Below are 21944 nucleotides of genomic sequence, written 5' to 3'. Positions count from 1 at the left end.
TAAAGATTCACGAAACGCGCACCGTTTTTCCATAATGACCGGGATCACCCAAAACGAGCGTTGAAATCCCTGTGATTGCGGCCCTGTCCTGCTCGTCAACGAACTCAACCCGAGAATCCCCCACATACACCTGATGCCAAACAGTTCCCGGCGACCTGCCGGAAACGATCAGAACGCCGGCCAGCAGCCCTGTTCCTATTTCGTCACCGCCGAGGAATTAGAGAGATACGGAGAGCGATCAGAACCTCCATCACCACCAGAAGAGAGGAGGAACGGGTCTCCTCCCATCACACCGCACGGGGATGCCTCAGATCACTCATCATCCTGCATATTTGAGTTCGATCTGCCCGTGGACGATGGAGACCCCGAAATCAACGTCGATATCACAGCCGCGTTCTTTGTCGCTCTGACTGGAATCGGAGTGTTGTTAACTTTTTTAGATGAACAAAGATCGAAAAAAAATGATAACATATTTACCATCACCGAGCAGAGGTTTTTCCGTATTCCTCCGCAGCCGTACCCTAATGGTTGCGCCGGACTGGAGACTTCCTATGAGATCAACCTATGCTCTGCTCCTCCTCGTTCTCGTTCTGGTCCTGGCCGCTCCGGTGGCCGCAGCACAGACGACCGATGTGCAGGTGATCCATTATGCAGGCGACGGCACGACAGTCGCAAACCAGGAGACCGTGAACGTCTCCTGGATGGAGAGCAACCTCCCCGTCTTCGGGGATGGAGCCACACCCTACCTCCTCCAGGGGCCGATGCTGAACATCACCAACTATAGCGATCCTGCTAAGTGGAACCCCGCCGAGGACACCAACATCGATAAGGTGGATGAGATGATCAAGGGGACCAAACTCGTTGATCTCTGCAACCTCGTCGGCGGGATGCATCCCGGCGACGAGGTCAAGATCATCGCCTCAGACGGCTTCACCAAGACCTTCCCCTACGAAAACGTCTACAACCCCCAGGCCCGGCAGGGTCCGATGGTCCTCGCCTGGTGGACGGCCCGCCAGGGATACGACTACTCTGACGGGATCCGACTCTTCTTCGGTGCCGACACCTCGACGAACCCGTGGGGGCTTCATGTCTACGGTAACCAGGACATGAAGAATACCCTTGACGAGAAGTACTGGGCCTGGTATGGCGGTACTGACGCCCTGCCGAATGCGGCGCAGCTCTCGAACAAGTGGATCGCGAAGGTCGAGATCGTCCCGACGTCTTCAAGCAACTGGACAAACGCGACGACCGTCACCCCGACCCCAACAGCCACGCTCAACTGGACAAACACGACGACCGTCACCCCGACCCCAACAGCCACGCAGACCTCCGGGCCGGTCGTCCTCTTCGACGGCAACCTGACGCTGACGGACGGCACCTTCCCGGGCTATGCCTACAACTCGGGAGCGACCCATCAGGTCCAGAACCTGACCCCCCACGGGGCCCTGGAACTCGCCTCAAAGGCTGCTAACTTCACCTACGATGCAACCGACAAGAAGTGGTCGACGCTGGGCACCTTCATGCTCGACAACGCAGGCGGGTTCAATTACGACAACTCTGCCGCGAAGAAGGCCTGGGCATACCGGGTGAACGGAGTCTGGAAGAACGACTTTTCCAGCAGCGAGGGGATCAGCACCTATCGGCTCAACGACGGCGATCTGGTCGAATACTACTATGGCGTCAATGGCGGCGCGTTCAAGGACGCAGAGGCCGTGATCCGGATACGCATCTCCATCCGGGAACCGACGACGATCTTCGACGGGTCAGTGACCCTGATGAATGGAACCTTCCCGTTCTATGCCTACAACTCGGGGACAACCCATAACGTCGGAAACCTGACCGTCCAGGGGGCCCTTGAGGCAACAGCTGAGAAGGGCGGGTTCACCTACATCGCAACCGATAAGAAGTGGAACGATCTCGGCACGGTCCTGCTCGATGGAGTCTCGACCTATAACAAGACTCAGAACCTGACGTGGGCCTACACCCAAAACGGCGTCGTCATGAACGATTTCTCGGCAAACCAGGGGATCAGCGTCCAGCAGGTCAAAAACGGTGACAACCTCGTCTTCTACTACGGGGTCAAGGGCGCCAGCCTCGACGCGGCGACGGCCGTTGTCCGGATTCGGGTCTTTGTCGCGAACGACGTCAACTTCACGCTCACGCTCAACGGTGCACAATCGGCTACGTTCTCCAAGGCCGACTTCGAAGCCTCCGGAAACCGGGTCGAATACACCGACATCTCGGGCACCTGGTCGGGCATCCCGCTCTGGCGCCTCGTCGGACTCGTCGATGACGGCGACCCCGCAACCTTCAACGACACGCTCGCGGCCCAGAATTACCAGGTGAAGATCACCGGCAGTGATGGCTTTAACCAGTCCCTGAACTCGAGCCTCATCGCACGGAACAACAACTGCATCGTCGTCGACCGGTTGAACGGAGTGCCGCTCGACGAGACGGGATGGCCGCTCCGCCTCGTCGGGCCATCCATACCATCCTACCTGTCAGTCCGGATGATCACAACCATCGACCTCATCGGTCTGACACCAGAGAAGCCGACGGTCACACCCACGTCACCCACGCTGACGCCGACACCGACAGTACCCCCCACCATCGGGGATTATCCGGTGCCTGACTTCACGCTGACCACCCCGTCCCCGATGGAGATCATGATCATCGATAATACAACGAATGCCACCTCGATCAGGTACGACCTCGGCGACGGCACGAGCACCGCCTACCGGAACTTCCGGTATTACTACTGGGCACCCGGGACCTACACAATCACGCTGACCGCGACCAATGCTGTCGGTACCTCGGTGAAGACAGTCTCTATCACCGTGCCGGCAACCACGCCAACCGTGACAGCGACGACAACAGTTCCCACACCCACGCCCTCAGTCACGCCGACCGAGCCGGTTACTGGCGCATCGTTCTCCGGTATCCCCCAGGCGACATCATACGGGGAAGCAATCAAATTCACCGTGACTCCAGCGGCCGGGAAGACGATCCGCTCGACCTGGTGGACCTTTGATAGAGTCAATCACTATGGCACCTGGAACTCGCGTGACATCAACCCGACGTTCTTCTACCCTGCGAAGGGGACCTACACGCCGCTCGTGAAGATCACCTACACCGATGGATCGACAGATACCGTCGAGCTGGCGAACTACATCACGGTCCAATAGAGGGGAGGTTATGGAGTCCCATACTCTCTTCACTCACTCTCTTTTCCGTGTCTGCAGTCTCCTGATCTGCCTTGTCCTGCTGGTCAGCGCAGTTTCAGCCGCCACAACCGAGGTTCATGTGGTGAAGACCGCGGCCGACGGCAGCACCGTCCTCGCCGAACGGACCGTCGACTACCAATGGCTCGAATCAAACCTGCCCGTGCTCGGTGACGGCGTCACCCACTACTACCTCCAGGGCCCCGTCTTCGACGGCGATGTGTGGGATCCCACCGAGTCGGTGAACGTCGAGGAGAAGGATATGGGCGCCCTGAAAGGGACCGATCTCCGCGATATCTGCGACCTCGTGGGGGGAATGCAATCCGACGATACGCTTGTCGTCAAGGCCTCAGACGGCTTCTCGAAGCGATTCTCGTACAATACCATCTATACTCCCCCAGCTCGGGAGGGTCCGCTCGTCCTGACCTGGTACAGGGGCGACGAAGGGTACGTCCCGTCGTACTCGAACGGCATGCGGATCGTATTCTTCGCCGACACCTCCGTGAACCCCTGGGGCTATCACGTCTTCGGCCTCAGCGACATGAAGGCTTCGATGCCCTCGAACGAATGGAACTTCTTTGACATCTACCCGACCACGACCGGGCTCTCGGCCATGTATGTGAACGAACTCCGGATCGTCTCGACTCAGCAGGCGCCCACAACCACTGAGACGACCACCTCCGCGACACCGACACTAACGCCCACAACAACCCCAACCGACACCCAGACCGAGCTGCCAACGGTGGTCGTTACGACTATAAACACCACGCCGACGTCGACAACCACAGCAACCCCGACTGACACCCAGACCGAGCAGCCGACAGTGGTCGTCACGACCATAAACACCACACCAACGTCGACAAACACTGCAACCCCATCCGTCACTCAGACCCAGACACCCACAGCGACCACCACGACACTCACGATCATCCCGACGGTCTCTGTCACCGGAACGACGGTGCCGACGACTGTGGGGACGATCGAACAGGTCTCCCCCACGACGGTGGCGACCACCCCGTCGATAACCACAGTCAGAACCATCGATACCGGAGTGACTACCAGATCCACCCCGGTCGTAACAGCCAGCACCGCCCCTGCGGTATCCACAATACCACAGACCACAACAGCACTCGCCCCGGTCATATCGTCCCCCTCAACCACGAGTCCAGTACCCTCGATCTCCCTATCAGGTATGAATACGCTCTTACCCTCCCACGAGCAGACCGTCGTTCCAGCTCCAGACATCACCAGCACCGGTATCCAGTCCTCGACGACATCCAGTGCAGGAACCATCGCACCGATCATCACAGCCACGAGCAGGTCTTCAGTTCAGACAGCCAGTTCTTCTGGAGGAGCCCCCGTCTCAACCGGAGATTCATCTTCAGACTCATCGAGCGACGACTATACCGGCGTCGGTGGGACAAACACAACGACCGCAACGACGGCGATCACAACTGTAACTACACCTCATACACCGACTGGAAATGCAACGCCCACTCCGACCCAGGTAAATACCAGCACTCCAGTGACGACAACGTCGACCCCACCAGTTCTCGACACAGGAAGTCAGGACGAATACTCGCCGCTGATCCTTCCCGGAGGTTCGAACTCAAAATCCTCGTCTGGAGGACAGACCTCTACCAAGAACTTCCTCTCCACGATACAGTCGGCCATCGACCGCCTCTCGTCGTCAGACCTGAGTATCTTCCTGCTGATCGCGGTGGCACTGCTCTTCATCCTGCTGATCTTTGCAGGGCTGATCATCATAGTTCTCCTCCTGCTCCTGGCACTGGCCGGGATCCTGTACCTGCGGCAACGAAGGGAGAAGGAACAGAAGGATGAACAGAACAGAGAATGAACCAGACCCACCTTTTTTTAGGTCGCGACGATCACTCCCGACCAGATATTTCCAGTGAAAAAACAACGTTCCACTCCCTCGACCCCGTCACCCGGATGAACCGGCCCGGAGAAGGATCAACATCGAGTTATTCGTTATCCTCTGGCAAGCATGGGATCGAGAGGGCCGGCCGATGGTGGTATACATCCAATCCCTCTGGATATAAGCGGTAAGAGATGGTGGTGGATCTTCTTCTCGACATCATCGAAGTCAACCCTGCCGCCATTGGATAGAAAAATGGGGGATCAACTCATTTCCCTTCAGGTTCCCGTCTTTCAGACCCTGTTAAAGAGCCAGATGACGTCGTTGAAATCGATCTCCCCGTTCCCATTGTAATCAAAGAGCGAAACGGGCTCATTATCGGCGATCCAGTCCATCTGGTTGAAATAGAGGACCACATCATTGAAGTCGAGCACCCCATCGCCGTTGATGTCTTCACACAGCCCATCACCGTCGATATCTGTCGGTACCTTTGAACTGCCGGGCACCGCGAGCGCCCGCGGCCCTGGGTAGATCTCGAGATAGGCGACATACTTCACCGAGAGGCTGGCAGATGACGGATAATAGATCCCCCAGTCATATTGATAAGTCCAGTATTTTTCCGCGAGGCACTGGCGCATATCCTCGTTGCCAAAGACGTGAACCCCTTGGGGATTCGTCGAGTTGTCGGCGAGGAAGAAGAGACGCATCGATTCGGGCCATGCATAACCGTTCCGGGCGTTCCACCAGGCGACGACGGCCGGCCCCTGCCGCGCCTGCGGTTTATAGATGTTCGTGTAGTTCAGCCGCTTCTTCAATCCGTCCACAGCCCTCACCTGGACCTCATCTCCAGGCTGCATCCCGCCGACGAGGTCGACCAGATCACGGATGGACGTCCCCTTCAACGTCTCGTTGATCTTGTCGAGGTTCGTATCCTCGGCAGGATCCCAGAGATTGGTCAGGTTGAGGGTCGGACCCTGAAGGAGATAGGGCGTGGCGCCGTCCCCATAGACAGGGAGGTTGTTCTCCATCCAGGAGACGTTCACGGTCTGTGACTCCTCAACTGTCTTGTTGTCCCAGCCATACCTGATCACAGTGAGGTTGGTCGTCTGCGCGGAAGCTGCAGGAACGGCCACGATCAGGACGAGGAGCAATAACAGCAGAACAATGGTCGGTTTCATAGAGGATCTCCGGTCTGACACCGTCACAGAATCACAGATACAGACGTATTTCCAGATGATCTTCTGATGGGGAATTGTAAATATGTTGTGGTGTTCTTTCCCACAATCATAACATAAAGTAGTTTACAACCCCCCGATCCGATCAAAAGGTGGAAAAATACCCGACCATGACTGCAAGGATGTTTCCGATGCTTCTACTTCCTCGATTGACAAACGTGCAGGTTCGTCGAGGCTGATTGCTCATCGATACCCTATCGATCCGACCAGAGGTGCAGGTCAATGTAATGATTTTATTTTTAAGAAAAGAATACCAAAACATATTTACTACAACCCATCAGAGGATCTTGTGTGTATACGTCCGCTGCAATGATCATATGCCAGCACCGGACTGGAGATAACCCATGAGATCGACCAATACGCTGCTGATCCTCGCCCTGCTCCTGATGCTTGTCCTCCCTGCGGCGGCCGCCCAGACGACCGACCTCACCGTGATCAGGTATGGCTGGGACAACAAGACAGTTGAGGAGTCACAGACCGTGAACGTCTCCTGGATGGAGAATAGCCTCCCCGTCTTCGGGGATGGCGTCACACCCTATCTCTTACAGGGACCGATCCTGAACATCACCAACTATAGCGACCCTGCAAAGTGGAACATTGCCGAGGACACCAACATCGACAAGGTGAACGAGACGATCAGGGGAACCAGACTCATCGACCTCTGCAACCTCGTCGGTGGGATGCACCCTGGGGATCTGGTCAGAATCCGGGCCTCAGATGGCTTCACCAAGACCTTCCCCTATAAAAACGTCTATACCCCCCAACCCCGTCAGGGCCCGATCATCCTCGCATGGTGGACAGCCCGCCAGGGGTACAGCTACTCGGACGGGATCCGGCTCTTCTTCGGTGCCGACAACTCGACGAACCCATGGGGGCTCCATATCTTCGGCAACCAGGACATGAAGGAGGCCTTCGATGAGGATTACTGGAGCTGGTTCGGTGGCAAGGATGCGTTGCCTTCGGCTGCACAGATCTCCTGCAAGTGGATCGCGAAGGTTGAGATTCTTCCGGCACCGCGTGCGCTCGCAGTGCCCGGCAGTTCAAAGGTACCGACAGATATCGATGGTGATGGGCTGTGTGAAGACATCAACGGCGACGGGGTGCTCGACTTCAATGATGTAGTTCTCTATTTCAACCAGATGGACTGGATCGCCGATAATGAGCCCATTTCGCTCTTTGATTACAATGGGAACGGGGAGATCGACTTCAACGACGTCGTCTGGCTCTTCACCAGGGTCTGAGTCACGATTATTATGTTCCTGTCATGAGAGAGGGGGCTCATCTTTCCTCTCTCCGTCGCGCGTCTGGGGATCTGACCGCTCTGCGTCAGAACTTTGGGATTCGAGCGCTCCGGGACGACCGAATCCCAGGAATCGAGGTCGCTGTCATGATCCTGATATATCATCTCTCCGCCCTGGCCGGGGGAGAAGTAAATCCGTTTTTGTTAATATTTAACAAATAAAATGAGAACATATTTACCTCCACCAATCTGAGAATCTAATGAATACGTCCGTGGTCGAATCCATCAGACCGCGCTGGACTGGGAACTTTCTATGAGATCAACCAATGTTCTGTTGCTCCTTATCCTCGTCATGTTCATGGCTGCCCCCGTGGCCGCCGCACAGACAACCGAGGTACAGGTGATCTGCTACGCGAGCGATGGCACGACCGTTGCGAACCAGACCACCGTGAACGTCTCCTGGATGGAGAGTAACCTCCCCGTCTTCGGGGACGGAGCCACCCCCTACCTCCTTCAGGGACCGATGCTGAACATCACCAACTATAGCGATCCTGCGAAGTGGAACCCTGCTGAGGACACCAGCATCGACAAGGTGAACGAGACGATCAGGGGAACCAGACTCATCGATCTCTGCAACCTCGTCGGCGGGATGCAGCCCGGCGACGAGGTCAGGACGATTGCCTCTGACAACTTCACCAAGACCTTCCCCTACGAAAACGTCTACAACCCCCAGCCCCGTCAGGGCCCGATCGTCCTCGCATGGTGGACGGCCCGCCAGGGGTACAGCTACTCGGACGGGATCCGGCTCTTCTTCGGTGCCGACACCTCAACGAACCCATGGGGGCTCCATGTCTTCGGCAATCAGGACATGAAGGAGACCTTCGATGAGAAGTACTGGAGCTGGTTCGGTGGCAAGGACGCGCTGCCGAATGCAGCGCAGCTCTCGAACAAATGGATCGCAAAGATTGAGATCGTCCCGGTTTCCTCGACCAACGGAACTGGTTCAGCACGTGATACCGCCACCTCGACACCCACAGTGACCTCCACCGTTACTCCGGCCCCTCAGCAGACCTCCGGAACAGAACCGGTCGTCCTCTTCGACGGCAATCTGACATTGACGGACGGCACCTACCCATGTTATGCCTACAACTCAGGAGCAACCCATCAGGTCCAGAACCTGACCCCTCAGGGGTTCCTGGAACTCGCCTCGAAGGCCGGACACTTCACCTATGACGTGACCGACAAGAAATGGGACGACCCCGCCTATGGGACCTTCCTGCTCGACGACGCAGGCGGATTCAACTACTCCGGCAGCACCGACCCTAAATTGGCCTGGGCTTACCGGGTGAACGGAGTCTGGAAGAACGACTTCTCCGGGAACGAGGGGATCAGCGTCTACCAGGTGGACGACGGGGATCTGGTGGAATTCTACTATGGTGTCAAGGACGGCGCATTCAAGGATGCTGAGGCCGTGATCCGCGGCCACGTCTCCATCCCGGGGGCTGCAGGGAATCAGACCTCCCATGGTACAACCGGGGGGACCACGACCAGATCAATCAACAGGACTGTAGCCCCGACGACGCCGGTGGACGCTGGCGTGACACGGACCCTCTCTTCCACCTCGATCAGAGGAGGCGAAGACCTGAGCGTGACACTCTCGATCAGGGGAATTCAGGCCGGCGGCGTTGTGGAGACGATCCCTGAGGGGTTCACCTTCGCCAAGACAGACTATCCAACAGATCGATACCGTGTATCCGGGCAGAAAGTCCTGTTCTCGGTGATCAATACGAGCACGATCACCTATGACGTTCAGGCCAGGACGGGCAGTTCCTGGACCTTCACGGGAACCTGGAACAATGCCGTCGATATGACCGACGGCGTGATCCCTGACAGTCAGGTCGCAGTCGGCTCCACGTCAGGAGAGAACGGAGGAGGAAGGGCGGCACCGGCACAAACGACCTCAACACCCGGATTCGATCTACTTCCGGCCTTTGCCGGTCTGGGTGCAGTCGGCGGTGCCGGCGTCGTGCGACATCGTGGAGATAAGAAGACAGCGACGGAGAGGGACGAATGAGTGAAAGAAGAGGACCCAGTGCGTTCTTCGTCTGCTGTTCGATCCTGTTTCTGATCCTCATCTGCTGCATGCCAGTCTCCGCCGGGATCCCGTGCGATACGAATGGCGACGGGGTTGTCTCTGAGGACGAACTCTCGACAGGAATTCTGGATTATCTGAACGCACCCTCTGCGGCCGGTCCCGCCACGCTCGATAAGGCAGATCTCTCCCTCGCGGCTCACAACACCCTGCACATCCCGTACGGCCAACTCGTCGTAGCGGTCGACAGCGAAAATGAACTCCTGCCGAGGGCATATATCGATGAAAAAGGGGTTCCAGAAGATTCTCTCATCTATGAGGGGTTCGTTACCAGAGCGCGTGACAAGGAAGATCTCGGCTGGCTGGCGTCTTCGTGGGAGCACTCTGCCGATGGAAAAACCTGGACGTTTCATATCCCGTCAGGGTCAACCTGGCAGGACGGCGTTCCCGTCACCGCGAACGACGCTGTCTTCTCATACCAGTATCTCAACGATAAGGGACTCAAGAACAGGAACGTCCTGTCGAATGTCACCAATGTGACGGCTCTCAACAACACGACCGTGGTCTATTCCCTGGATATCTGCATGCCGCAGTTCCCCGACCTTCTTGCGACCGGACCGGGCATTGCGATCTTCCCGGAACATATCTGGTCGTCCATCTCAAATCCAAATAAGGAATCTGATCCTGATTACATCGGTTCCGGTCCTTTCATGTACAATTCGAGCATCTCAGGAGATTCCTACAAACTTGAAGCATATCGGGGGTATCATGGATCGGTACCGTATGTCAACACGATTGTTCGAAAACTCTACTCCTCTGAAGATACCAGGGTCCTTGCCCTGAAGAACGGGGATGTCGACTTCGTATCAGATCTGGCTCCGGCCACCGCCCACTCGCTCCAGGGAGTGAACGGGATAGGAGTGACGACAATTCCCGCCGGAGGTAAGTCCTTCGAAGTCGCGTTCAACCTCGACATCTATCCGGCGAACAACACGCTCTTTCGGGAGGCTCTCAGCCATGCTGTGAACAGGGACAGGATGTGTCAGCTGATCGACCGGCAGGCAACCGAGGCGACCAGTACGGCATTTCTGATCCCCGCCCTCGCCGGCGACCAGGTGAACAACGCCACGAACGACAGGTACGGCTACGACCTCACCGCAGCAAAAGCGCTGCTCGCCCAGGCCGGCTTCACCCTAAAGACCGAGAACGGGAAGAACATCCTCTACGGACCGGACAGCCAGGTGGTCACGATCACCATCCCGCTCGGCGGCAAAGCCTCGGCCAACGGTGTCGACGAGAAGATCGTCCAGGTGCTCAAGGAGGACTGGGAGACAGCGCTCGGCATCACACTCACCGTCGAGAACCTCAAGGCCGATGACGATCAGTATGACAAACGGATCGACGGAGACGCAGTCCGTATCGACGGCATGCCGAGTTACTTCCACGACGACATCGCCCGCCTGAATAATTTCCAGTCGAGTCCGCTTGGCAAGAATTACTACCACTTCGACAACGGATCCTTCAACGAACTGATCGACACCCTCCAGAATACCGTGGAGGAGTCACAGAGAAAGGCGATAGGAGACCAGCTTCAGGAGATCCTCGTCGAGCAGATCCCCTGCATACCGGTCTGTTCGATGGACGCCTTCGATGCCTACCGTTCCGACCGGTTCTACGGTTTCGATTCCCTGATACATAAGGACGGGGGCGATATCAACATCTTCTCACATGTCAAGCCTGCGAGTACGGAGGTGAACAGGTAGACAGCGACACCTGAAGGGGGCGAGATGGTCTATTTCCAGTTCTCCCTTCTCCAGGTTCATCTCCGAACTGGAGGAGAAGCACCTGCGTCGAACCGACAGCCATGAGAGCGTCATATCTTCTGCGAAGGCTTCTGTACTCAGGGCTTGCCTTTGGTGTCAGCATCACGATCACCTTTGTCATCCTCCACCTCATTCCGGGGGACTTCATCACCCAGTACCTGAAGGCGTTCTACGTGATTGCGCCGCCTGAGGTCGTCACTGCATACAACCACGCCTACGGTCTGGACCGTCCGCTCATCGACCAGTACTTCAGTTATCTTCTTGGTGTATTTCAGGGAGACTGGGGATATTCTCTCAGTTACGACAGGCCGGTTCTGGATGTGATCGATGAGAAACTGATCTGGACGCTGGTGATCCTGCTACCGGCGACAGTCCTCTCCAGCATCGCCGGCATTGCGATCGGAGCTTATTCTGGATGGAGACGTGGTTCAAAGGCCGATATCGCCCTCCTGAACGGGATGATCTTTCTCAGAGCGATCCCCTCATACTGGCTCGCTCTCATGATCCTCCTGATCTTCGCCTTTTACCTCAAGCTCTTTCCGCTCGGAGGGTATGTGAGTCTCAGCGCCCTCAACACGGGGATCGATCCCCTCAACGTGCTGACTCACGCCGCTCTGCCGATCCTCACGCTCTTCCTCTTCTCGGTGACCGGGACGTACTATCTGATGCGAAACTCGATACTGATGACGGCCGGGGAGGATTACATCACCACGGCCCGGGCGAAGGGCCTGAACAACCAGCAGATACTTCGGCGTCATGCCCTGAGAAACGCCCTGCTCCCGATGATGACGATGGTCGCCTTACAGTGTGCCGGGATGATCGGCGGGAGCATCTTTATCGAGACGATCTTCTCCTGGCCGGGTCTCGGACTGCTCACCTATGAATCCCTCAAGGTTCGCGACCTCCCCCTGCTCCAGGGGATCCTGCTCATCGACACGCTGATCATCATTGTTGCCAACATCTGTGTCGATCTGATCTATCCGTACATCGATCCACGCGTGGAGGTGGGGGACGATCTCCAACCATAACCTCTCCCTCTCCCTCAGCCTCGGCATTGTTCTTGTGTACTGTGCGGTGGCCCTCTTTGCGCCAGTGATCGCCCCCTTCGATCCCCTAGCAAGTTCAGACCTGCCTCTGGTCCATCCGGACGCCACACATCTCCTCGGAACAAACGATCTTGCCCAGGATATCTTCAGTATGCTGATCTGGGGTACGAGAGCGACGCTGATCCTCGGTTTTCTCGGCGCCGTGGTCTCGACCGCCCTCGGTACGACCGTCGGCATCGTCACCGGGTATTACCGGGGCTGGACCGACGAAGTGATCATGCGGATTCTCGACGTGATCATGACCATTCCCTCGTTCCCACTCCTGCTCCTCCTCACCTTCTTCTTCAGTCCAGGGATTTATCTGACCGCGGTGATCATGGGTCTTCTTGGCAGTTTCAATTGTGTGCGGATCATCAGGGCCCAGACCCTCTCCCTTGCCGCAGCCGATTTCATCATCGGAACGAAGGCGCTCGGTGCCCGCGACGGATATATCATGGTCCGGCACATCCTCCCGAACATTCTCCCCCTCGTCGGCATGAAGTTCGTGACGTCGGCTCAACATTTCATGCTCGTCGGAATCGGACTGGGTTTCCTCGGCATGGCAGATCCGAATGTCGTGGACTGGGGGCAGATGATCGAGAGGGCGAGCACGAACGGCGGGATCACCCTCGGTCTCTGGTGGTGGCTGATCCCGCCGGGCCTGGCTGTGACGGGCATATCCCTCGCCCTTGCATGGTTCGCCTATGCTCTGGAGGACGAGATGAATCCACATCTCCAGGTGATGCGAATATGACCCCCGACGATCCCCTCCTCCAGATCAGAGGACTGAAGATCGGTTTTCCCACCATCGACGGCCTGGTGATGGCATCCGATACGGTCGATCTCACGATCCGGGCAGGAGAGACGCTCGCGCTTCTCGGTGAGACGGGATCGGGGAAGACGGTGCTTGGCATGGCGATTCCCCGTCTTCTCCAGCCGAACACCCGGATCGAAGGGGAGATCCTGTTCCGCGGCAGAGACCTTCTCTCCGTCTCCGAGAGGGAGATGGAGAAGATCAGGGGGAAGGAGATCGCCGTGGTTCTCCAGAATTCAGGAACATCGCTCAACCCGGTGCTCAGGGTCGGCGACCAGATCGCCGAGGCGATCATGCTTCATTGCACACTGGACAGGACAGACGCAGATGCGGCGGCGTTACATCTCCTCCGTGCCGCACAGATCTCAGATCCCACCAGCACTGCCCGAGCGTATCCGCATCGGCTCAGCGGCGGAATGCAGGAACGTGCGCTCATCGCCCTCGCACTCGCCTGCAGTCCGTCCGTCCTGATCGCTGACGAGCCGACGCGGGGACTGGACCCGGTGACAAAACGGGAGATTCTCGGTCTGTTTGGAGAGATCAATCAGGACCGTTCGGTCCTCTTCATCACCCATGACATTGATGCCGCCGCGACCATCGCCTCGCGTGTCGCGGTGATGTACGCCGGAGAGATCGTCGAGCTCGGGCCGGTCGATGCGGTCCTCACCGCCCCTGCACATCCGTACACCCGCGGTCTCCTGGCATCCTTACCCGAGAGGGGTATGCAGCCGATCCCGGGATCAGCTCCCTCCTCTCTCCATCTCCCGACCGGGTGCAGGTTCTCCCCCCGGTGTTCCTGCGCGGGTAGACGATGTGAGAGAGAACATCCCGAACTCATCGAGATCGGCTCAGGTCAGTTTGCACGGTGTCTGGTTTACTATGATAGAGGTTCGTAATTTAAGGACGTATTATTCGTCAGGAATTCTCCGCCGGACTGAGGTTCGGGCGGTCGACGGGGTCTCGTTGGAGATTGAGAAGGGAACGACCCTCGGACTGGTCGGAGAGAGCGGATGCGGGAAGACGACCCTCGGTCGTTCCCTTCTCCGCCTGATCGAACCCACTGATGGGCAGGTCTTCATCGACGGGGTCGAGATCACGGGGCTCTCTCGTTCAGAACTTCGCAGGTTCAGACCGAGGATGCAGATGATCTTCCAGGATGCCTACGCCTCGCTCAACCCGAGGATACGCATGTACGACAGTATCGCAGAGCCGCTCAGACTTATGAAACGCGGGGACCGGGCAGGTATCGATCGACGGGTGAGAGAACTGATCGCAAGGGTCGGGCTGAACGAGGACCTCTTGAACCGCAGACCGTACGAGCTCTCAGGGGGGCAGAACCAGCGGGTGGTCCTGGCCCGCATTCTCTCCCTGGAACCCGATTTCATCGTGGCAGACGAACCCACCTCGAGCCTCGACGTCTCGGTTCAGGCCCAGATCCTCACGCTCTTTCGCGCACTGGCACGGGATTGCGATACGACCTGCCTCTTCATCTCTCACGACATCGGCGTCATCAGGGCGATGAGCGATCAGGTCGCCATCATGGTGAAGGGGAGGATCGTGGAGATCGGACCGACCTCAGACGTCCTCGATCACCCCTGCCACTGGTACACTCGTCGACTCGTTGCCGCATCGACCAGAGATGCCGATGTTCCCCCATCTCTCCCGGAGTCTCCCTCTGGCGGAATGCCCGAGATGGTCGAGGTGCACCCTGGTCACTGGGTTGAGGTGAGGGCATGACGAACGGATCTCCAGGATCGGTCGACCAGAGACCGCCGGTATTCATCATCACCGGCGACCCGGGTGAGGGAAAGACCAGTTTTCTCATGAGGGTTCTGGCAGTCCTCTCCGCAGAAGGTCTGCAGATCAGAGGGATCGCAGCCCCTGGCCATATCTGCAATGGTCGCCGGTCGGGTTTCACGATTCAGGATCTGGGGACGGGAATCTCCAGGGAACTCTGTTCGGTGATCCCCTCTTTTGAGTCTGAACATCTCGGACGGTTTTATTTTCGACCCGACGGGCTCTCTCTCGGACACCGGGCGCTCCACCTCGATCCCCGTGAAACCACCGACCTCCTCGTCATCGACGAGGTGGGGCGGTTCGAACTCAGAGGGGCAGTCTGGGCGGACTCAATCGATCGTATCGTCACGATGCCCTATCCTCCCATGATCTGGACGGTGAGGCGCAGTCTGGTGGATGCGATCGCTGAGAGATGGCCGATGACCAGTCAGGTCGTCGTGGACATCCGATCGGCCAGTCACGAGGCGGTGGTCTCTGAACTTCTTGAGACGGTGGAGAGATATCGGGCAGAAATCCTGTAAGGGATCGAGATGACGAGCAGGACCCGCACGATCTCTGATCGTGATCCCGGTGGCGTCGTTCGCATTCAGAGGGCGGTTCTCACCGATCCCACTGACATCCAGCCAGAGGAATAACCCGCTCATCGATCTTTGCACTCCCGCTGGAGACGCTGCTGAATATCGATCTGATCCTCTCCACCCATACGCACCAGGACCACTTCAACGGTCGGGCGCGAGAGATGCTGGATAAGACGATCGATCTCGTCTGTCAGCCGGCAGACTGAGAGACCTTCGAAGGCCGGGGATTCACGCACCTCCTCCCGGTCCAGACCGGTGGAGAGGATCGCTGGGATCCAACCGTGAAGACCGGGTACCGGTCAGGGTCGTCCCGTCCCGGCACCCCGGCATTCGATCTCCCCGGTTTATCTGAGGAACCATCGATAATTCATGCCTGAGGACTGCGTGGCGCGATAAGGTCATTCTTCAATAGAAGTGTGACCAGAATCGCCAGAATCACAATACCAAGACAGGCGTCGAAGACCAGTGATATAGCATGGCTGAGCAGGTCAGCCGGCACGAGAGAATAATCGGTCAGTTTCTTTGACGAGTTCAGAGCAGTGGAGATGATAATGCCGAACAGCGGGGTGATCAAGGTAGCCCCCATGTTCTGGGAGAACTGGAGGGAGGAGGTGATCACCCCGATCTCCTTTACAGAAAAGGCATTCTGGGCCGCTACCGAGAAAGTTGGAAACATAACTCCCATCCCGTACCCGAGGAGGATCGAGGCGAGGATCAGTACCGTGATCGGCGTATCGATCCGGACCATAGTAAGGATGGAGATAGCGATCCCCAGGAACAGGAATCCCGATAATGCGAGGTATTTATACCGTCGGGTCCGTGCTATCAGCCGTCCGGTGATGTTCGCCGAGAGGATCAGTGAGATGATCATCGGTGTGATGACCAGGCCGGCTCCACTGGCGGTAGTCTTGATCACATCCTGGACGAAGAGGGGGAGATAGATGATGCCGGCATAGAAGAGCGAGTTCCCAAGGAACACTGCCCCCATCGAGATCTGGAATACACGGTTTTTATAGAGATCGATGGGAAGGATCGGATGTCTGGCGTTTCGTTCTATCCTGATGAAGATGAAGAGGAGGAGAACAGACAACCCGAGGAGACCGATAATTTCAAGAGAGACCCAGGGATAGACCACACCGGCCAGGGAGAGACCGAGGAAGAGCGGGATCATCAGAGCGATAAAACAGATGATCCCTCGATAATCGATATCTCCTGAAGGGGAAACAGCCGGCATATTCGGGAACTTTGTTTTGATGAGGACTGCAGAGAGGAGACCTATCGGAATATTCAGATAAAAAACCCAGGGCCATCCAATCGTCTCCGTGATCACACCGCCGAGGATCGGGCCGATGATACTCGCTATCCCGAATACCGATGCCAGGATCCCAAGATACTTCCCCCGCTCCCAGACAGGGAATATTTCAGAGACCATGACGAACGAGATGGCAACAATGATCCCTCCTCCAACTCCCTGAATTCCCCGACAGAGGATCATTTCACTCATCGTGGCCGACAAACCGGATAGCATGGACCCAGCGAGAAATATTCCGATTCCCAGGAGATACACTGGTTTTCGTCCAAATATATCCGATATCTTTCCAAAGATGATGATGGCAACGGTCGATGCAAGCATGTAGACCGTAAACGGCCAGACATAGAGGTCCATCCCCTGAAGTTGATGTGCAATCGTCGGCATCACGGTACTGACGATCGTTCCGTCCATCGCTGAAAGGAAGAGACCGAGCATCACGCTTCCCATGATCATCGGGACGTTCCGCACCGGTTCAGCATCAGACATAGACTGCTCCCGAATTCCAGGGTGTTCCGTTTGACGCACCGAATTTCCCCCAATCTTCTCGATCCATTTCATTCACATTCTCTAAAATATCTTCAAATTTCACAGGAATCTGGAGAATATGAGAAAATTCGTCAAAATTACTATTAAGTCCCATTAGAACTAATTATTAATTAAAAGTATTAAAACTTACTTTTGAGTAAGTTTTAGGACTATTATTATATCCCTCCCGAACCGAACACTAGTGATAAAATGCCGAAAGTACTTCCCGAGTACCATGAACAAGCGAGAAAGAAGATCATCGCTGCTGGTCTCGAGGTGATGTCTAAAAAGGGATATCAAACCACCACCATGGATGATATCGCCGGTTATGTCGGTGTCAGTAAAACAACACTCTATCTATATTTTAAAAATAAGGATGATCTGGTGGTGGAGATCGTCAAGGATGTTCACCAGAAGATCCAGGATACTGCGATTGATCTTTTTCATACCGAATCAACCCTTGATGCCTATACAGGTCTCCTGGACCTGTTCTTAAAATGGGACTTAAACCGTATCGGTTTAAACTTCGACATCCTTGCCCTAGTCACGCGAAGCGAGGTTCTCCGGATCAACTATGAAGAACACATGAACGCCGTAATTGAACGAGCAACGTTCGGGATCATCTGCTTACAGAAAAAAGGAAAGGCGAGGCAGGATGTTGACGCGAAGACCCTCGCGATATCAATGATATTCCTGATGAACGGTGTAACCAATCTCATCCTAAAAGGGATGAGCAGGGAAGAGATCAGAGCCCGGTATCATGAGATGGGTAAGGTGATCCTGGGTTTTGATGATTCCGAGGTCTCGTCGACAGATGCGTGAACTTCAATTCATTCGAAATATATAATCAGGTACCCGGGCTACTCCACTACAAAATTTTTCTCGCCACCAGATGATAACAACATCAGCGAGTATCGCCGTACTGGAATACACAAATCTGAACTGGGTGTTCATGCACTAAATAATGAGACCCAGCACTCATCATCTCCCCAAATGAGCAGAAAAAAAATGGATGATTCGGTAGTTCTGTGCTTAAAACGGATGATGATTTAGGATCGTGTGATAGGAATGAATCAAGGTTTTCAAAAGACTGCAATAATGTGCCAAAAAAAACTTAGAAAAATGAAGAGGAGGCTCCAATGAAAATATTACATGTACGACATGCTACGTCCCTACTGACCTATGCGGGTTCTAGGATTCTCACCGATCCGGTTTTCAGCGAAAAAGAACAGTATCCCCCGATTCCATTAACACCGAACAGGAGAAGAAATCCACTTGTCGACCTGAATACTCCAATGGATAAGTTGCTGGATGTTGATATGGTTCTCTCCACCCATACGCACGGGGATCATTTCGACGATCGGGCACGAGAACTGCTGGATAAAAAAATTGAACTCATCTGTCAGCCTGAAGATGTGAAGACATTGGGTTCATCTGGATTTCAAAACATCATCCCTGTTGATGAATCTATAACGATCAGAAATATCGAGATCACCCGGGTCAAAGCACACCATGGAACGGGAGTTACAGGAGAGATTATGGGACCCAGCAGTGGGTATATCCTATCATCGAAGAATGAACCGACCCTGTACATCACAGGAGATACAGTCTTTCATGAATCGATTTCGGAAACCATCGAAAAATTCCATCCAGATATTTTAATAATAAATGCAGGCTCTCCCAAATTCCTGAACAGCAGTCATATTGTGATGAACATCATCGATGTTGAAGAGACGCTCAGAATCGATCCCAATCTCACCTTTATCATCGTCCATCTCGACACATTCAATCACTGTATCGAGACACGGGAAGACCTGCATGAATATTTTACACCTGCACGGCTTGCAGAAATTGGTGTTAAAAAATTCTTTATCCCCGAGGATAACGAGTTATTGGAATTTTCATGAAAACCAGTGAGAGCATTTCGAAACACTGAGTAGGTGATACATGGCATCTTCTGGAATTCCCAGCGGATCCATGGAACCTCTCGATATGGATATAGAATCGAGTCGACGTACCTGATGTGCAATCTGAGGAACCGATTCTAAACCCATATCATCTCTTTTTCTTTAGAACCGCCGGATGACGACGCGTGAGATACGATTCTCATCCATGAAACAGGATCCAGGAACTGCGCGTTCTGTTTGATCAGTTCCTGGTGCCGATCAGAGAGACCCTGCGATGAACTGTACTGGTCGTGCGGAAAATATCTAGCCACAAGAACCAGGGATAACCGAAAAAAACGAGAAACGCTGATGAAAAGAAAAAACATCGAGTACAATTTGTTAAGTAATGATCATTCCTTTTATAATCTGACATTTCCCCCGGGAATGGTGGAATTTCTACAGAGCCAAAATGTTTAAATTTAATTATTAACAATTTTAATTTGTCAACTTGTTGTGGTGCTTGTATCCAATACTTTTCCCCGTAATGAATAAGAACCATTCTGGTTGACAAACATCTTTTTTCACAGGATTTGGAATATTTTCAGAGATAAATAAATTTTAGGGATTTATCGCATGATTAACGATGAGGTATACCATGAAACCAGAAAAAATTTTGGATGATCGGTCTGATAGCGGTGATTGCGATCCTGTTACTTGCCACCGCCTTCGCGGGATGCACAACACAGCATTCGTCGACGTCTGCCACAGCGGCGGCCTCATCGTCGCAGAATACGACAAGGACGATAACGGATATGAGCGGCGCCACAGTCACAATACCGACGACGATCAATCGAATAGCAGACGGGTGGCATGCTCATAACGAAGTCGTGCTCATGCTGGCGACGGAAAAAAGATTGTCGCCACGACCACGACGATAAAAGGATTGGAATGGTTCAAAAAGATCGATCCGAGTATTGAAACAGCGCCGGCCGCGTTCACCGCCTCTGATGCGAATACCGAGGTCCTCCTGAATACGTCTCCAGACATCGTCTTCATCTCTACGAGCACCAATGCCACCAGTGCGAAGCTGACACAGACCGGTCTCCCGGTTGTGACGCTGGCCTTTACGACCTTTGACCAGCTCAAGCAGTGCTTCCTGTTCACCGGCTCTATACTCGGCGACAGCGAACTGAAAAAAGCACTGGTGTATAACAGTTATCTGGATTCGAAGCTCGCCATGCTCAACGAGACGACGTCGACCATTCCCGCCGATCAGAAGGTCAGGGTGTTGCACCTGTCGAGCCTGTCGCCGCTCCAGGTGGATGGCAACAACACGCTCATCGACACATGGATCCAAACTGCCGGCGGTGTGAACGCTGTAAGGCAGGACATATCGGGCAACATGCAACCCGTCTCCTCGATGGAGAGTATCCAGAAGTGGAATCCGGATGTGATCATCGTAGGCGGAACGGTACAGGACAGGGCCACAATCATGAACGACACGATCTGGAAACAGACGAAGGCCGTTCAGAATGGCAGAGTCTACGTGAACCCGAAGGGAGCGTTTCTCTGGGATCGCTACGGTGCAGAAGAAGCCCTGCAGATCCAGTGAGCAGCCAAGACCCTGTACCCGGATAAGTTCCGATTCCTGGATATCAACAATGAGACAAAGAGTTTCTATCAGACATTCTTTGGGTATGACCTGAGTGACAGCGATGTGGACAGCATCATGAACCCAACGACGTAACACCGGCCCAGGTATTATGATGTGAATAAAGAAGAGGTACTGAAAGAACAGGGAATCGGGGAAAATTTCCCCCTAAATTTTATTTTTGAGAACCCAGCCCCATCACTGGCAGAGAGCAGAGAACGGATCATGGCCGGAATCCTCGTTCCATTCATATTCGATCTCCCGGCCCACCTGGTGAGCGAGCGAAGACCCCAGCAGGTCTGCTACAAAACCCAGAGCCATGTCCATGCCGGCGCTGACACCCGAACTGGTATAGATGGTCCCGTCTCTGACCCACCGGGCTTTCTCTTCCCAGGTCACCCCAGGTGCGGTCTTCGTCCAGGCGAACACCCGTTTGTTTGAGGTGGCACGCCTCCCATTCAGAATACCGGTCCGGGAGAGGAGGATCGAACCGGTACAGACGGTCAGAATGAACTCGGCATGCTCCGCCAGGGATCCAAGAGATGAGATGAACGTCTCATCGTTCACCAGATCCCTCGCCCCCGTCCCGCCTGGGATCAGGAGAACATACCGGGTGGAGGTCAGATCAGACAGAGACCCGGTCATCACCGGAACCTGCTGGGAACTGGTGACGATTCCCCCGGTCAGAGAATAAAACCGCGGGTTGAAATGATCGGACAACCTGCCGAGAATCTCAATCGGTCCAAATACGTCCAGTGTTTCAAACTCATCATACAGAATGGTCACAAGCTCTCGCATAGGAATTC

The 21944-nt window shown here is 55.0% G+C and carries 18 protein-coding genes and 1 pseudogene; 15 read left to right on the top strand and 4 right to left on the bottom strand.

The window, feature by feature from the left end; translation table 11 throughout:
- Positions 1–551 precede the first annotated feature (551 nt).
- Positions 552–3185, top strand: coding sequence for a PKD domain-containing protein (locus tag MPAL_RS16800; protein ID WP_012617422.1), 2634 nt, complete (start codon positions 552–554; stop codon positions 3183–3185).
- Positions 3186–3195: 10 nt separating this feature from the next.
- On the top strand, positions 3196–5079 hold the full coding sequence (locus tag MPAL_RS14205; RefSeq protein WP_012617421.1) for a hypothetical protein: 1884 nt from the start codon (positions 3196–3198) through the stop codon (positions 5077–5079).
- Positions 5080–5393: 314 nt separating this feature from the next.
- Here MPAL_RS14205 and MPAL_RS03730 read toward each other — a convergent pair whose 3' ends face one another.
- Complete coding sequence (locus MPAL_RS03730) at positions 5394–6278, bottom strand: hypothetical protein (protein WP_012617420.1); 885 nt, start codon at positions 6276–6278, stop codon at positions 5394–5396.
- 401 nt (positions 6279–6679) lie between these two features.
- On the opposite strand from MPAL_RS03730, the gene MPAL_RS14200 reads away from it, so the two are divergent.
- The 8 genes from MPAL_RS14200 (at position 6680) to MPAL_RS03680 (ending at position 15707) form a co-directional block, all read left to right on the top strand.
- Entirely contained in the window at positions 6680–7576 is an 897-nt protein-coding gene (locus MPAL_RS14200) for a hypothetical protein (RefSeq protein ID WP_012617419.1), read from the top strand.
- Positions 7577–7888: 312 nt separating this feature from the next.
- Positions 7889–9649 carry a hypothetical protein gene (locus tag MPAL_RS16505; protein ID WP_012617418.1) on the top strand — a complete coding sequence of 587 codons (1761 nt, stop codon included), beginning with the start codon at positions 7889–7891 and terminating at the stop codon, positions 9647–9649.
- Positions 9646–11430 carry an ABC transporter substrate-binding protein gene (locus MPAL_RS03705; RefSeq protein ID WP_012617417.1) on the top strand — a complete coding sequence of 595 codons (1785 nt, stop codon included), beginning with the start codon at positions 9646–9648 and terminating at the stop codon, positions 11428–11430. Before MPAL_RS16505 ends, MPAL_RS03705 begins: the two co-directional genes overlap by 4 nt.
- A gap of 101 nt (positions 11431–11531) precedes the next feature.
- Complete coding sequence (locus MPAL_RS03700; protein WP_012617416.1) at positions 11532–12518, top strand: ABC transporter permease; 987 nt, start codon at positions 11532–11534, stop codon at positions 12516–12518.
- A gap of 34 nt (positions 12519–12552) precedes the next feature.
- Complete coding sequence (locus tag MPAL_RS03695; protein WP_012617415.1) at positions 12553–13329, top strand: ABC transporter permease; 777 nt, start codon at positions 12553–12555, stop codon at positions 13327–13329.
- Positions 13326–14285, top strand: coding sequence for an ABC transporter ATP-binding protein (locus MPAL_RS03690; protein ID WP_012617414.1), 960 nt, complete (start codon positions 13326–13328; stop codon positions 14283–14285). The genes MPAL_RS03695 and MPAL_RS03690 overlap by 4 nt, the downstream gene beginning before the upstream one ends.
- Positions 14269–15126 (top strand): ATP-binding cassette domain-containing protein, encoded by an 858-nt coding sequence (locus tag MPAL_RS03685; protein ID WP_012617413.1) that lies wholly within the window; start codon positions 14269–14271, stop codon positions 15124–15126. The genes MPAL_RS03690 and MPAL_RS03685 overlap by 17 nt, the downstream gene beginning before the upstream one ends.
- Entirely contained in the window at positions 15123–15707 is a 585-nt protein-coding gene (locus tag MPAL_RS03680; RefSeq protein WP_012617412.1) for a nucleoside-triphosphatase, read from the top strand. The genes MPAL_RS03685 and MPAL_RS03680 overlap by 4 nt, the downstream gene beginning before the upstream one ends.
- 119 nt (positions 15708–15826) lie before the next feature.
- Here MPAL_RS03680 and MPAL_RS16120 read toward each other — a convergent pair whose 3' ends face one another.
- On the bottom strand, positions 15827–16000 hold the full coding sequence (locus tag MPAL_RS16120) for a hypothetical protein (RefSeq protein WP_158303620.1): 174 nt from the start codon (positions 15998–16000) through the stop codon (positions 15827–15829).
- A 131-nt stretch (positions 16001–16131) separates the two neighbouring features.
- Complete coding sequence (locus MPAL_RS03675) at positions 16132–17562, bottom strand: MFS transporter (protein WP_012617411.1); 1431 nt, start codon at positions 17560–17562, stop codon at positions 16132–16134.
- 249 nt (positions 17563–17811) lie between these two features.
- On the opposite strand from MPAL_RS03675, the pseudogene MPAL_RS17440 reads away from it, so the two are divergent.
- From MPAL_RS17440 to MPAL_RS03660, 5 genes and pseudogenes are all read left to right on the top strand, one after another.
- Positions 17812–17985, top strand: a pseudogene (locus MPAL_RS17440) (TetR/AcrR family transcriptional regulator); the annotation flags it as partial.
- A gap of 3 nt (positions 17986–17988) precedes the next feature.
- Positions 17989–18423 carry a hypothetical protein gene (locus MPAL_RS14190; protein ID WP_236610422.1) on the top strand — a complete coding sequence of 145 codons (435 nt, stop codon included), beginning with the start codon at positions 17989–17991 and terminating at the stop codon, positions 18421–18423.
- Positions 18424–18740: 317 nt separating this feature from the next.
- Entirely contained in the window at positions 18741–19508 is a 768-nt protein-coding gene (locus MPAL_RS03665) for an MBL fold metallo-hydrolase (RefSeq protein ID WP_012617409.1), read from the top strand.
- A gap of 656 nt (positions 19509–20164) precedes the next feature.
- Positions 20165–20425 (top strand): hypothetical protein, encoded by a 261-nt coding sequence (locus MPAL_RS15660; protein ID WP_148208122.1) that lies wholly within the window; start codon positions 20165–20167, stop codon positions 20423–20425.
- Between the two features lie 5 nt (positions 20426–20430).
- A complete protein-coding gene (locus MPAL_RS03660) occupies positions 20431–21099 on the top strand; it encodes an ABC transporter substrate-binding protein (RefSeq protein ID WP_236610421.1) in 669 nt (222 codons plus the stop codon).
- 237 nt (positions 21100–21336) lie between these two features.
- On the opposite strand, the gene MPAL_RS03655 is transcribed toward MPAL_RS03660, so the two are convergent.
- Positions 21337–21936, bottom strand: a complete 600-nt coding sequence (locus tag MPAL_RS03655; protein WP_012617408.1) for a DJ-1/PfpI family protein — start codon at positions 21934–21936, stop codon at positions 21337–21339.
- Between the last annotated feature and the right edge of the window lie 8 nt (positions 21937–21944).

It is taken from the genome of Methanosphaerula palustris E1-9c (assembly GCF_000021965.1).
GTDB classification, from domain to species: Archaea; Halobacteriota; Methanomicrobia; order Methanomicrobiales; family Methanospirillaceae; genus Methanosphaerula; species Methanosphaerula palustris.
The sequence above is the reverse complement of the archived record's forward strand: the minus strand, read 5'-3'. Positions and strand labels throughout refer to the sequence as shown.

Bases quoted from the DNA above. Each gene is read 5' to 3' on its own strand.
- MPAL_RS03680 (WP_012617412.1), top strand. From the start codon at position 15,123: ATGACGAACGGATCTCCAGGATCGGTCGACCAGAGACCGCCGGTATTC.
- MPAL_RS14200 (WP_012617419.1), top strand. From the start codon at position 6,680: ATGAGATCGACCAATACGCTGCTGATCCTCGCCCTGCTCCTGATGCTT.
- MPAL_RS16505 (WP_012617418.1), top strand. From the start codon at position 7,889: ATGAGATCAACCAATGTTCTGTTGCTCCTTATCCTCGTCATGTTCATG.
- MPAL_RS03690 (WP_012617414.1), top strand. From the start codon at position 13,326: ATGACCCCCGACGATCCCCTCCTCCAGATCAGAGGACTGAAGATCGGT.
- MPAL_RS03655 (WP_012617408.1), bottom strand. From the start codon at position 21,936: ATGCGAGAGCTTGTGACCATTCTGTATGATGAGTTTGAAACACTGGAC.
- MPAL_RS16800 (WP_012617422.1), top strand. From the start codon at position 552: ATGAGATCAACCTATGCTCTGCTCCTCCTCGTTCTCGTTCTGGTCCTG.
- MPAL_RS14205 (WP_012617421.1), top strand. From the start codon at position 3,196: ATGGAGTCCCATACTCTCTTCACTCACTCTCTTTTCCGTGTCTGCAGT.
- MPAL_RS03730 (WP_012617420.1), bottom strand. From the start codon at position 6,278: ATGAAACCGACCATTGTTCTGCTGTTATTGCTCCTCGTCCTGATCGTG.
- MPAL_RS03685 (WP_012617413.1), top strand. From the start codon at position 14,269: ATGATAGAGGTTCGTAATTTAAGGACGTATTATTCGTCAGGAATTCTC.
- MPAL_RS03700 (WP_012617416.1), top strand. From the start codon at position 11,532: ATGAGAGCGTCATATCTTCTGCGAAGGCTTCTGTACTCAGGGCTTGCC.
- MPAL_RS15660 (WP_148208122.1), top strand. From the start codon at position 20,165: ATGATCGGTCTGATAGCGGTGATTGCGATCCTGTTACTTGCCACCGCC.
- MPAL_RS03675 (WP_012617411.1), bottom strand. From the start codon at position 17,562: ATGTCTGATGCTGAACCGGTGCGGAACGTCCCGATGATCATGGGAAGC.
- MPAL_RS03665 (WP_012617409.1), top strand. From the start codon at position 18,741: ATGAAAATATTACATGTACGACATGCTACGTCCCTACTGACCTATGCG.
- MPAL_RS03705 (WP_012617417.1), top strand. From the start codon at position 9,646: ATGAGTGAAAGAAGAGGACCCAGTGCGTTCTTCGTCTGCTGTTCGATC.